Consider the following 12,771-nt stretch of genomic DNA (forward strand, 5'->3'; position numbering starts at 1 on the left):
CTACGCCTCCCCGCAGCAGCCGTTTTCCTGCACGCCGCCGCTGCCCGGCACGCGCATCCGGTGGCACCAGGCATCATGCAGCAGCCAGCGCCCGTCTTCTTCCGTGTATTCCACCCAGAAGGTCACGTTGCGCGGCCGCCACGCGCCCAGGCGATGGCCGCTCTCCGCATCCACGAAATAAGCCTTTTCCGCTTCCACGGCCGCCACGGCCCCGTCCACGTCCTCCAGCAGGATATGGCGACGCTCCAGCTCTTCCAGCAGGCCGGGAACAAGGTCCAGCCGCCCGGCGGCCGGTTCGGCCAGCTCCTGCCCCAGCCAGACACGGGCCAGACGACGGCGCAAGGCCGCACGACGGGCGCGCCGTTCCGAAAGGCCGGGGCCCTTTTCCGGCTCCAGACCGTGGGCCAGCGGGGCCAGCTGCGGCAGCAGGTCCAGCAGATGCAGACCGGGCTTGCCGCTGCCCGCCAGACGGTCACGGCACATGATGCAGGAACTGAGGGCCGCATGCGGCAATCCTCCGGCCCGGTGACCGGCCATGGCCTCGGCCAGTTCCGGCTGGGCACACCAGACCAGACCGCCGTACCCGCAGCAGGCCGTCCTGTCACGTCCCTGCGGCGGCTCTTCCGGGATCATGCCGGCCTTGCGCGCCAGCGAACGCACGGCGTCCTGCCATGCCGTATCGTGCCGGGCCGTGCAGGGGTCCTGCATGGTCAGCAGGGTGCCCCTGTCCGCACCGCCGGAAGTGCCTTCGGGCCACGGCAGGGCATCCAGTACCTCCCAGAGGGAGAGGGCCCGCGCCTCGGGCAGGACCTCGCGCAGGACGGAGAGGCAGGACGAACAGGCGGCCATGATCCGCGGCCTGCCCAGCCCTTCCCATTGCTGCCGCAATTCCTGCGCCTGTCGGACAAAAAGTTCTTCGCGGCCGCCCCAGCGTGCCGGGATGCCGCAACAGCGCAGCAGCAGGCTCACGGGCCCGCGTTCCAGGCCGGGAGCGAACTCGCCCTGCCCGGCCAGCGCGTCACGCAGCCAGGCATAGAGGGCTTCCACCTGCTCCCCGCGCGAGGCCGCCAGCTGGCAGCCGGGGAAGAACAGCCAGCCGCCCTCCCCTCCCCTGATGCTCAGGGCGCATTCCGGGCCGCTGGCGGCTTCCATGTCCTCCAGCGCGAATTCATGGGCCGAAGGCGGCATGACGCCGCGCTCCACCATGTCCTGCCGCGCGCTCAGGCAAAGCTCGGCCATGGAAAAATTTTCGGGGCACAGTTCCTCGCACTGCCCGCACAAGGCGCAACCGTTGATGAGGTTGTTGGCCAGATGCAGGCCTTTGACGATGGCCGCATTGTTGTACATCTGGCGGGCGTAGACGCGAGGATAGCCCTTGTATTTTTGCAGATAAACGCAGGCCTTGACGCAGACAAGGCACTGGCATTGCAGGCAGCGTCCGGCCTCCTGCCGGGCCTCCGCCTCGGAATAGACTTCCGCGACGGGCAGGACCCGCTCCACCGGCGCGATGCCGTCCAGCTCGGTGTACAGGCTGCGCTCGTCCGTATCGCGGGCCGCGGTCAGGGACACGCCGGCCACCAGCCGCTCCAGGGTCCGGGCCGCACTCCTGCCCTGCCCGGCCTGCCGCGACGCGGACGCGAAACGGTGGCCCGTGGGCGTGACGCTGGCCCAACCCGCGCAGCAGATGTTGTCCCGCCAGTGCAGGATCTGCGCGTCCACGCCGTCTTCGGCGGGCGCCAGCTCCGGCAGGGTCCCGGCATCCAGCAGGACGCCCTCGTACTCCCCGGCAGCCTGCTGCAGGCAGGCCGCATCCGTGCGGGCCTGCTCAAAGCGCACGCCCCGGCGGCCCAGGGCCTCCCATGCGGCATCCAGGGCCGCGGCCCCCGCCCCGGCCAGCACGGGCCAGCAGGACAGCAATTGTGCTTTGGGATCGCCTTCATGGAAGACGGTCACGGGATAGCCCTTGCCGGCCAGATCCCAGGCACAGACCAGACCGGCCAGACCGGCACCGATGACGGCGATGCGCTTTTGTTTGCGCGGCATGGGCAGGGAACGGGTCTGCACGCCCAGATGCTCCGTGCAGAAGATCTCCAGCCCGTGCAGGTTGACGGCGCCCCCCAGATCGCCGCGCAGGCAGCCCTGTTCGCAGGGATGGTCGCAGACGCGGGCCAGCAGACCCGGCAGGGGCAGATAACGTTCCAGCTGTTTGCGGGCGTCGCTCCAGCGGCCTTCGGCGGCATGGCCGAGGAAGGCGCGCGCATCCAGACCCAGCGGACACAGGGACTGGCAACGGGGCGGGCGCTCCTGCGTGCAGCGGGACTCCACTTCATGCAGCGCGCTCTGGCTGTTCATGGAAATGCTCATGGGGACCTCGGGATGCCAGCGGGCAGGGGCCCCGCATCGTCATGCCCCATGAGGAGGCAGGCAACGGATACGGCACACGGCACGCCTGCGGCGGGCAGGGAAGAAAAAACGGTGCAGGGCAAGACGGCATCCCTCCAGCAGGATGCCGTCAGCCTTGTCTGCATCTGACGGGGGACCGGCGAACCGGCCCCCCGGACAGTCATTGTTCCATTTACTTCTTGGGCATGGCCGCCAACACCTTTTCGGGGTACGCGGGCAGATGGGTCACGCGAGCGCCGCAGGCGTTGTAGATGGCGTTGATGATGGCCGGATGCGGGCCGCACAGCGGGATCTCGCCCGTGCCGGAGGCGCCGAAGGGGCCGTCAGGACGCGGGGTCTCCACGTAGATGAGCTCGAGGTCGTCCGGGATATCCTTGATGGTGGGGATACCGGCGCCGGCCATGGTGCTGTGCTTCTTGATGTCCTCGTAGTCTTCGGTGAGGGCCAGACCGATGCCCTGGGCGATACCGCCGTAGAGCTGGCCGTCGGTGAGCAGGCGGTTGACCACCTTGCCGATGTCGGCCACCATGGTCATCTTTTCCACCTTGGTCTTGCCGGTGGCCACTTCCACGGCCACTTCGGCCATGAACAGGCCGTACATGTAGCAGCAGAAGGGTTCGCCCTGGCAATTCTTGCCGCAGTCGCGGGCCGGAGCGGTCCACTTGCCGTCCTGATGCACGGCGCGGCCTTCGGCCTTCATTTCGTCATAGGTGTAGAAGCCGCCGTCAGGCTTGCGCATGGCTTCCACCAGCTGTTCGCAGGCCACGCGGATGGCGTTGCCGGTCATCACCTGGGAGCGGGAACCGCCGGCAGGACCGGAGTTGGGGGTCTTGCTGGTGTCGTTCATGACCAGGCGGATCTTTTCCACAGGCAGGCCGATGGGACGCAGGGCCTCATGGGCGGTGCACTGCGCGCCGGAGTCGGCGCCCTGGCCGTGATCTTCCCAGGAGCTGCCGATGGTCACGGAGCCGTCGGGGTTCAGTTCGGCCCAGGCTTCGGAGGAGTCGGGGCCGTCCAGACCGGCACCGTACACGGCAAGGGCCAGGCCCACGCCGCGCTTGACGGCGTCGGTGGATTCCGCCTTGGCCTTGGCTTTGGCGGCCTCATACTTGGAACGCAGGGCCTTGAACATGGTGGGCAGGTTCATGACCTCGGGCTTCTGGCCGGTAGGCGTGGTGTCGCCTTCCTTGTAGCAGTTGAGCTCGCGCAGATCGAAGGGATCCATGCCCAGCTTTTCGGCCAGTTCGTCCATCAGCACTTCGGAGGGGAATTCCGATTCGGGACCGCCGTAACCGCGGAAAGCGGCGCCCCAGGCGTGGTTGGTGGCCACGGTGCGGCCGTCACCACGGATGTTGGGGATGCCGTAACCGGCGCCGATGAACTGGGCGCCGCGCAGGGTCAGCAGGTCGCCGAATTCGGAGTACGGGCCGTGGTCGCAGGTCCAGTCGGTCTCCATGGCCACGATCTTGCCGGTCTTCTTGTTGGCGGCCATGCGCACCTTGGTCCAGAAGGGCGAACGCTTGCCGGTGTACTGCTGTTGCTGCTGGTAGTTGTAGCGCAGGTGGCAGGGACGGCCGGTGGCCAGCACGGCCACGCCGATGAGGGCTTCCATGGTGGGGCTGAACTTGTAGCCGAAGGTGCCGCCGGTGGTGTTCTGCACCATGACCAGCTCTTCGGGGAATTTCACGCCCAGACCGGGGGCGATCATCAGGGCATGCAGGTGCAGGCCGATGGACTTGGAGTGGATCACCAGCTGGCCCTGCTCGTTCAGGTAGCCGTAACCCACGTCAGGCTCGATGTTCAGGTGCGGCTGACGCTGGGTGTAGAAGCTGTCTTCCACCACCACGTTTTCGGGATCGTCGAAGAAGGGCTTGGTGTCCTCGCCCTTTTCGATGTGGGGCTCATAGTAGATGTTGGGCGTGCCGGGATGGATCTCGATGGCGTCGGGAGCCATGGCTTCGGGCGCGCTCATGTATTCGGGCAGCAGTTCCAGGTCGAACTTGACCTTGTCGGCAGCGGCGCGGGCGTGGGCCTCGCTGTCGGCGCAGACGATGGCCAGGGCGTCACCGTACTGGAACACCTTGGTATCGTTGAGGATGGGACGATCCCAGCCGTCGCCCTTGTTGTCGGCAAAGGTGATGAGGCCGGTGATGCGGTTCTTGCCCTTGACGTCCTTGTGGGTCAGCACGCGGACCACGCCGGGCATCTTTTCGGCTTCGGAGGTGTCGATGCCCTTGATGATGGCATGGGAGACCTTGGCCTGGGCCAAGGCCAGGTGCAGGGTGTCGGGCGGCATGTGCACGGCGGCGTCGGCGCCGTATTCGGCCAGACCGGTCACCTTGACCAGGGCGCTGGGACGGGGCAGACGCGAACCGAAGGCGCGGCCGTCGGCAGGCAGCTTGTAGCGCAGCTCTTCGATGTCCTTGTCACCGCGCATGACGGCGGCGGCGTCCATGACGGCGTCCACCAGGGGCTTGTAACCGGTGCAGCGGCAAATATTGTGATGTTTCTGGAACCAGTCGCGCACTTCTTCACGGCTGGGGGCGGGATTGGAGTCCAGCAGGGCCTTGGCGGACACGATGAAGCCGGGCGTGCAGAAACCGCACTGGGCCGCACCGTGGAACATCCAGGATTCCTGGAGGGGATGCAGTTTGGCGGGGGTGCCCACGCCTTCGAGGGTGGTGATCTGGGCCTGATCGGGCACGCGACGCATCTTGACGATGCAGGCGCGGGTGACCTTGCCGTCGAGGATCACGGAACAGGCACCACACTGGCCCTGACCGCAACCGACCTTGACGCTGGTGATCTGCAGCTGGTTGCGCAGCACGTCAACGAGAAGAGTGTCGGAATCCACCAAGACCTGACGGGGAATACCATTGACCACAAGCGTTTTCGTTTCCATATGCGACTCCTAGAAACGGCTTGCAAGTTGAGACGGTCGCTGCCGCGCCGTCTATTTTCCAAACGGACAGATGGGATAACGGCATTCGCCACAGCCGGAGCAGAAGCCCCCGTGACCCATGCCGGCGATATCCTCGGCTGTCACCTCCAGTCCGGCCAGAAGGCGCGGGACTACGAGTTCGAAGATGCTGGCCTTGTAATACATGACACAGCCGGGCAGCCCCAGTACGGGGACGCGGCCGCGTTCCGTGGGCACATAGCCCAGCAGGAACATGGCCCCGGGATAGACCGGTGCGCCATAGCTCACCACCTGCGCGCCAGCGGCACGGATGGAAGCGGGGGTCTTGTCGTCGGGATCCACGGACATGCCGCCCGTCACCACCACCATGTCGGCTCCCTCTCGGATGAAGCCGCTGATGGCTGACGAGGTCATCTCCACTTCGTCACTGGTGAAGACCTGATCCATGACGGTGCATTCAAGGCGGGCGAACTTGTCTCGAAGCACAGGGCCGAAGGCATCCTTGATGCGGCCCGTGTAGACTTCGCTGCCGGTAGTGACAATGCCTACCTTGAACTTTTGCAGGGGCAGGACCTCGACCACGGGACGGGAAACCAGCTGCTCGAGAGCGACGATCTTGCTTTCCTCGATGAGCAGGGGCACCACACGGGTGCCCGCCAGGTTCTGTCCCGGCCTGACCTGCTGCATGCTGTGCAGCGTGGCCAGGGTGATCTCTCCCAACGAATTGATGCGGGTCAGCGTGGGGACATCCACCCGCAAGAGGCCCATACAGGACGCCGAGTAGTTGATGCGCCCTTCCTTGGGCTCGCTCAGCGTGATGTTGGCCCCGGCCGTAGCGGCCGCGATGCGCCGGGCGGCTTCATTCTCATGCAGCACGCCCTCCTGCGGCTCGTACACATACAGATGTTCCTTGCCCACCTCCAGAAGGGTTTGGATGTCTTCCTCCCTCACGATATGCCCCTTGCGGAAAACGGGCCCTTTGTCCCCTCCGGGCACGATGCGGGTGATATCGTGACAGAGCACGCTGCCGACAGCGTCCTTGACGTGAATGGTTTTCATGGCAGCAGCTTTCATTGTCTCTCCTGAACAAACTGTGAGATACGGAAAAGAAATAGCAAGTTTTCATAAAAAGTGCAAAGAAAAACCTCATAAAATAAGAGAATGCCCGGCATACATCTTGCTATACCAGTTTTCTCCAAAGGATACAGGCCAAAGCAAGGTAAAGTAGCCCCATAAAATTGACGAGGTAACAACAGTAGCGAGTGCGCAAGCTCCGAAAACCCTTCAACCAGGCGAATGTCCGCTCTACTACCCAGCGGTGGGCAGGAGTCCTCCAGCGGTCCCGAACTTCTTCCCCCCGGCTGCGGATATGCTCCTCAAATCCGTTTACGTAGACTTCTTCGCTGACTCGCGGGTAGTCATAGCCCTTGTCCAGACAGAGATGGCGTACGGCAGACCCCAGAAACCAGCCGCCCATTTCCCGGGAGTTCTTCAGCGTCGCTTCTATCAGGCGGCTGTCATGAACATTGGCACCTGTGACTGTCACTCCCAGAGGAATACCCTGACCATCCACATGGAGATGTATCTTGCCGCCGCTTCGGCCCCTGTCCGTCGGGTTGCGTCCAAGGCCCTCAGTCGCTGATTTTTTGAGAGCGCGTCGGGGCTTGCAGCAAGGTGCCGTCCATAGCCTGCCATTGGGCGTCGACGCCGACCTTTTCCCCATATTCAGCAAGAAGGATGCGAAAAATCTCCGCCATGATGCCAGCTTTGTTCCATCGCTGGAAGTGCTCGTGGACAGTGCTTTTTGATCCATAGCAGGCGGGAAGCATGGCCCATTGGCATCCTGTCCGGCATTTGTAGAGGATTCCTGCCAGAACCGTGCGCTGCGCAAGCGGTTTGCTGCCGCCGCTTCTTTTTCGTTTGAACGGGGCAAGGAGAGGCTCGATACGTTCCCACAGCTCATCAGGCACATCACGAAAATCTGTTTGTTTCATGGGACGAGATTACCACACCTTTTAAAATCAAAAAACATGCCGGACATCCTCTAAGATGGCTTGATGCGTCAGCGAATGATGCACGCTTTTCCAATGATTTCCGGGGGAATGTCACGCTTTGAGCTTTTCCGGTGATAAAAGTGCGCCTTGCAGCCTTTAATTGTGAAAACAAGTACAATCATCACTGCTTCCCTGCCCATCGTTGCACCACTATTTTTTGCAGTTTCCTCTGTCCGTATCCCAAGCGGCAACCTCCCCTTCCGGGATCCTGTTCCCGATCGCCCGGAGCCCGGCCCGATCGACCATGACGACCGTCTCCGGCTGCCAGTCCGTGCACAGATACGCAGGCGCCAAGAGCCCGGCCAAGCGAACGGAGAGGCTCCGGACCATGAAGAGGATCACGGGAAAAAAACGGAATCCCCTCCCTACCTGCCGCAGGCCGGAAACGCACGAACGGCCGCATGGCCACCGTCCCCCTCCCCTCCGCAGCCCTGCCCATAAGCACGAAAAGGCCGAAGCCTTTAGGGCTCCGGCCTTGCCGATGCATGTGAATGGACGTCCTGCTAGATGCGCAGGCTGTCGCGGATGTCTTCCAGACGGTTCTTGGTGAACATCAGGTAGGAGATGATGAGCTCACCGGAGTTGAACGACGAGGTGATGTACATGGGATCATAGGTGCAGATGTCGTTCATGAACTGCATGGCGGCGGCCATGTTCTCGGCGTTGTTCTTCTGGGCGATCTCGGGATACAGGTCGTACAGGGCCTTCACGAAGTCACGGATGACCAGCACCATGCCCTGCACTTCGTAGATGCGGTTGTCCAGGGTATAGAAGGGGATGTCCTGGGCATCGGCCAGCAGGCCCAGGGCATAGCCCAGCATGTTCTCGCCCACCACCGTGTTCAGGGCCGCGTACAGGTCGTCAGTACGGCAATTGTAGGTGCCCTTGCCGGTATCCAGGGACTTCTTGTATTCCTCCACCTGCTTCAGGGCCTTTTTGTAGGAGCCTTCCGCCGAGGGGAACATGAAGCTGCGCGGGTCCACGGCAAAACCGTTGAGGCGGGCCTGGTACAGGAACTCGCTTTCGCGGTCATTGGAGCCCAGCTTGGCGATCTGGGTGGAGTACAGGTCCATGAGCACGCGTGTGGCGTGGTAGACCCCGTACTGGCGATAGGCGCGGTTATCCAGCACGAAGCGGTTGAACACGATGTCGTTCATGGTCCAGCCGAAGGTGGAGCCCATCTCGCGGCGCAGCTGATTGGTGACGGAATCCACCAGCAGCTTGCCCTTGTCGTTCTCGCTCAGGTTCGCCGTCTCGCCCACAGTGTAGGCCTGGGGGAATTTTTTGGTATCGATGACGCCGTAGAAGGCCTGGCTGCCCCAGACCAGCACCAGCAGGCCCACAAAAAGGCATACCTGGATGCCCAGGGTCTTGGCCACCACACGGGCCTTGTCAAACACATGCATGTCCGTCAGTTTCATGTCATCCTCGCAGGATTGAAAATTTCATTTTTCGTATGACAGGACATATTTCCACAAAACGGAAACATATCCCGGACAACCTTTCCACACCGGCAGCACCGGCGCATCAGTCGCCGCACCCCTCTGGCCTAACAGCACAGGCGTCAGTCAGCCGTCAGGATACTTTATTCAGAGATAAGCCCGCCCAGACGCCGGTCAAGATGGCGGGCCTGTCCGGCACGGCAAAAATGCCCTGCCGCAAGCAAAAGGGGAAGGGACCCTGCCCTCGGCCGGAACCCTTCCCCTGTCATTGCATCCCGTCACCCTTGATCTAGGGCAGCAGGGTCACTTCATACATCTTGTCCACCAGCAAGTACTTGCGGGCGACCTCGCGCAGCTGCTCCGGCGTCACCTTGGCGGCCTTTTCCAGCAAACGCTTCTGGAAGTCCTGGGGCTGGCCCAGCAAACGTTCGCTGGCGGCCTCGTCGGCCCGCGCGCCCAGGCTCTGGCGACCACGATAATAGCTGCCTTCCATGCGGTTCAGGCCCTTGGCCAGCAGCTCGGCGGGCAGCAGGTCGGTCTTGATGTCCTTGATGATGCCGCTGAAGCCCTGCCGGGCCACATCCAGATTGCGGGGCGTGGTCCCGATATAGAAGGCCATGAAACCGGCTTCGGGCAGGCTGCGGTAAAAGGCCGTCACCGTGTAGCCCAGGCCCTGCTCGTCACGCAGCTTGTTGAACAGCAGGCCGCTCTGGCCGGAAAGCACCGATTCCAGCAGCATGAGCGCCGGAGCGTCGGGATGATCCAGCGGCACGGCATGGAAGGCCAGCAGCAGATGGGCCTGCTGGCGACCGGGCAGGGACAGGGGCAGACGCTTGTCGACGCCCCAGGTCGGCTGGGGCACATCCACGGCAGGCGCGGTGGGCACGGGCAGGCTGCGGGCAAAAGCCAGCACCTTTTCCCGGTCGAAGTCCCCGGCCACGGAAAGGATCCACGGCTGGGCATTCTGCTGTTTCCAGAAGGCCTGCACGTCCCCGGGACCGAAGCGGTCCTGGTTCTCCGCCGTGCCCAGGCCGTCAAAGCCGTAAGGCTGGCCGCCGGGGAAGAGGAAACCGTTGATCTTGGAACCCATGAAGCTCATGGGATTGTCCTGACGGCGCACCAGGGCCGCCTTCAGCGTATCGGCCTGACGGCGCACGTCCTTTTCGGCAAAGGTGGGCTTGTGCAGCAGATCGCCCAGCAGGGCGAAGTAATCGGCATTGAAGCGGGCCGGGCCCGTCAGGGAAACGGTGAAGCTCTGCACGCCCGCCGAGGCACTCAGGGAAGCGGCGCGTTCGGCCACGAAGCGTTCCATGGCATCCAGGTCACGCGTGCCGCAACCGTCGGTCAGGGTGGCGGCCGTGAGCTGGGCCAGGCCCTGGTCGGCAGGCTTGAGCAGCGCATTGCCGCCGGGGCGCAGGATCTCCAGCGACACATAGGGGATGGTGCGGTCCGGCTGCAGGATCACGGTACGGCCCTGCCCCAGATCGACGATCTCGCGCTTGCCCACCTTTTCCGCGGCAGCAGCGGCCTTTTGGCGCTCCACGGCAGGCGCGGGCCAGTTGCGCTGCAAAATGGCATCCAGATCGGGCAGCTTGGCCTTTTCGGGCGCCAGCACGCGCACGCGCACCTGGTCGGGGCGCAGCCAGAGATCCTGGGCCTGGCGCAGGCGCGCGCTGTCCACGGCGGCCAGCGCATGACGCACATTGGCTTCACCCTGCGGCCCGCCCAGCTCGAACTGTACCGTGGCCTTCCACGAGGTCAGACCGTCCAGGGTCTCGCTGGCGCGGTCCATGCCGTCCTCGTAATTGAAGCGTGCCCGCTCGATGACGTCGGGCGTGATCTTGCCGGCGTCCAGCGCGGCCAGATCGCGGGTGAACTCCTGCCAGAAAGGCTCCACCTTGTCCGCATCCAGCTGGGCGACCATATAGAACAGGCCCGCGCGGTTGAGGCTCATGTTGCCGACGCTGATGCTGTCCACCAGCTGTTTTTCGTAACGGTACTTGCGATAGAACTGCGAGGTACCGTCGCCGCCCAGCGCATAGGCCAGCACGTCCAGGTCGATGGAGCGCTGGTCGCCCAGGGCGGGGGCAGGCAGGGCGATGCCCAGATAGACCTTGTTCCACGGCCCGTACGTCACCTCGACACGGGGACCGCCCGCGGCGCCTTCCAGCTGCACGGGAGCGGGCTCGGGCAGGATGGTGTCGTTCTTCAGGTCGCCGAACAGCTCTTCGGCGTGGGCCAGCACGGCCTTGGGATCGATGTCGCCGGCCACCAGCAACATCATGTTCTGCGGCTGGTACCAGGTACGGATATAGGCCCGCAGGTCGTCCGCGGTCACGGCCCGGATGGTCTTTTCAAAGCCGATGATGGGGCGCCCGTAGACCGTGTGGGCCAGACCGGCCACCTGCAGGTCCTCGAACAGGCGGTGGGTGGGCGTGTCGTCACCGCCCTTGAGTTCGGAAACGATGACGTCCTTTTCCGCTTCCAGCTCGGCCGGATCCAGCGAAGGATGGAAGGCCATGTCCTTGACCACGTCCATGCCCGTCTTCCAGTGCTTGGCGGGCATGTCGGTGATGAACCAGGTCTTGTCGAAGCTGGTGGCCGCGTTGAGATAGCCGCCCAAGGATTCCACATCCCGGGCCACCTGCCCCTTGGGACGCTTCTCCGTACCCTTGAAGACCATATGCTCCAGCACATGGCTGATGCCCGCCTGCTCGGCGGTCTCGTTGGCGGAACCCGTGCCAACGAACAGGCGCGTGCAGACCAGCGGGAAGCGGCTGTCCCGGATGATGTAGACCGTCAGGCCGTTCTTGAGGCGGACGAGCATGGTGTCGTTACCAGAGGTTGAAGGATTGGCCGGGGCGGCCTGCGGCGCGGCAGCGGCGAGCTGCGGCAAAAGCAGGATCCCCAGCAGAAGGATGAGCAATGCATGGCGAGAAATGCGCAGCATGGGTACTCCTTATGAAGGGTTGCGGACGTCTCCGGCCCCTCCGAAGACATCCGGGGAACAGCACGGACCGGTCCCCCTGCCTGACGGCAGCCGGTCCTGCATCTTCCGTTTTCGGACAGTAATGTCAGAAGGCCCGCCTGACAAGAGCCGAAGCCCCTGTGTGATGCGGGCACGAAAGCCGAAGCGACGGGATTCGTGCTCCCCTGCCGCCATGCATAAAAAAAGGAGGGGCGTCCCTTGCGGAAACATCCCCTCCCCTGCATGTCGATGATGCCGGAACTAGCCGCCCAGATAGGCTTCCTTGACCTTGGGGTTCTCCAGCAGTTCCTGGCCGGTGCCTTCCAGCACCACGCGGCCCACTTCGAGAATGTAGGCGTAATGGGCCACGGAAAGAGCCGCGAACGCGTTCTGCTCCACCAGCAGCACGGTCATGCCGTCCTCGTTGATGCGGCGGATGATGTTGAAGATCTCCTTGACCAGCAGCGGGGCCAGACCCAGCGAGGGCTCGTCGAGCATGATCATGTCCGGACGGCTCATGAGCGCACGGCCCACGGCCAGCATCTGCTGTTCACCGCCCGAAAGCGTGCCGCCCTTCTGCCAGTGGCGTTCCTTCAGGCGGGGGAACAACGCATAGACACGCTCGATGTCCTCGTTGATGCCGTCCTTGTCGGTACGCGAATAAGCGCCCAGGCGCAGGTTCTCCACCACGGTCAGATGAGGCAGGATGCGACGGCCTTCCGGCGAAAGCGAGATGCCCCGCCGCACCATCTCCTCGGGCTTGAGGCCGATGAGGGAGACAGGTTCGTCGCCTTCCTTGCGGGTCAGCGAGATCTCGCCGCTGATATTCTTGTTCAGGCCGGCGATGGAACGGATGATACTGCTCTTGCCGGCGCCGTTGGCGCCCACCAGCGTGACGATGCTGCCGCGCTTGATGTCCAGGCTGACACCCTGCACGGCTTCGATGCCGCCGTAACGAACGTAAAGATCCCTGATTTTCAGCAT

Annotated in this window: 8 protein-coding genes; all 8 read right to left on the bottom strand. The window is 63.7% G+C overall.

The annotated features are described in order from the left end of the window. Entirely contained in the window at window positions 1-2,364 is a 2,364-nt protein-coding gene (locus tag Q4I12_RS12595; RefSeq protein WP_302261802.1) for a pyridine nucleotide-disulfide oxidoreductase/dicluster-binding protein, read from the bottom strand. A gap of 211 nt (window positions 2,365-2,575) precedes the next feature. Continuing rightward, window positions 2,576-5,305 (bottom strand): molybdopterin-dependent aldehyde oxidoreductase, encoded by a 2,730-nt coding sequence (locus Q4I12_RS12600; protein ID WP_302261804.1) that lies wholly within the window; start codon window positions 5,303-5,305, stop codon window positions 2,576-2,578. A 51-nt stretch (window positions 5,306-5,356) separates the two neighbouring features. Next, window positions 5,357-6,382 carry a molybdopterin-binding protein gene (locus Q4I12_RS12605; protein WP_302261805.1) on the bottom strand — a complete coding sequence of 342 codons (1,026 nt, stop codon included), beginning with the start codon at window positions 6,380-6,382 and terminating at the stop codon, window positions 5,357-5,359. A 121-nt stretch (window positions 6,383-6,503) separates the two neighbouring features. Then, complete coding sequence (locus tag Q4I12_RS14000; RefSeq protein ID WP_367891474.1) at window positions 6,504-7,046, bottom strand: IS5 family transposase; 543 nt, start codon at window positions 7,044-7,046, stop codon at window positions 6,504-6,506. Next, window positions 6,955-7,317, bottom strand: a complete 363-nt coding sequence (locus tag Q4I12_RS12610; RefSeq protein ID WP_302259935.1) for a transposase — start codon at window positions 7,315-7,317, stop codon at window positions 6,955-6,957. Before Q4I12_RS12610 ends, Q4I12_RS14000 begins: the two co-directional genes overlap by 92 nt. Before the next feature lie 563 nt (window positions 7,318-7,880). Beyond that, entirely contained in the window at window positions 7,881-8,798 is a 918-nt protein-coding gene (locus tag Q4I12_RS12615; RefSeq protein ID WP_204625310.1) for a DUF2333 family protein, read from the bottom strand. Window positions 8,799-9,108: 310 nt separating this feature from the next. Further along, window positions 9,109-11,769, bottom strand: a complete 2,661-nt coding sequence (locus Q4I12_RS12620; protein WP_302261808.1) for a M16 family metallopeptidase — start codon at window positions 11,767-11,769, stop codon at window positions 9,109-9,111. Between the two features lie 279 nt (window positions 11,770-12,048). Beyond that, window positions 12,049-12,771 (bottom strand): ABC transporter ATP-binding protein, encoded by a 723-nt coding sequence (locus Q4I12_RS12625; RefSeq protein ID WP_006004328.1) that lies wholly within the window; start codon window positions 12,769-12,771, stop codon window positions 12,049-12,051.

Source organism: Desulfovibrio piger (genome assembly GCF_951793255.1).
Classification (GTDB): Bacteria; Desulfobacterota; Desulfovibrionia; order Desulfovibrionales; family Desulfovibrionaceae; genus Desulfovibrio.

What these genes read in the sequence shown, in the direction of transcription:
- Q4I12_RS12595 (WP_302261802.1), bottom strand. Translation starts at nt 2,364, where the DNA reads ATGAGCATTTCCATGAACAGCCAGAGCGCGCTGCATGAAGTGGAGTCC.
- Q4I12_RS12600 (WP_302261804.1), bottom strand. Translation starts at nt 5,305, where the DNA reads ATGGAAACGAAAACGCTTGTGGTCAATGGTATTCCCCGTCAGGTCTTG.
- Q4I12_RS12605 (WP_302261805.1), bottom strand. Translation starts at nt 6,382, where the DNA reads ATGAAAACCATTCACGTCAAGGACGCTGTCGGCAGCGTGCTCTGTCAC.
- Q4I12_RS14000 (WP_367891474.1), bottom strand. Translation starts at nt 7,046, where the DNA reads ATGGGGAAAAGGTCGGCGTCGACGCCCAATGGCAGGCTATGGACGGCA.
- Q4I12_RS12610 (WP_302259935.1), bottom strand. Translation starts at nt 7,317, where the DNA reads ATGAAACAAACAGATTTTCGTGATGTGCCTGATGAGCTGTGGGAACGT.
- Q4I12_RS12615 (WP_204625310.1), bottom strand. Translation starts at nt 8,798, where the DNA reads ATGAAACTGACGGACATGCATGTGTTTGACAAGGCCCGTGTGGTGGCC.
- Q4I12_RS12620 (WP_302261808.1), bottom strand. Translation starts at nt 11,769, where the DNA reads ATGCTGCGCATTTCTCGCCATGCATTGCTCATCCTTCTGCTGGGGATC.
- Q4I12_RS12625 (WP_006004328.1), bottom strand. Translation starts at nt 12,771, where the DNA reads ATGCTGAAAATCAGGGATCTTTACGTTCGTTACGGCGGCATCGAAGCC.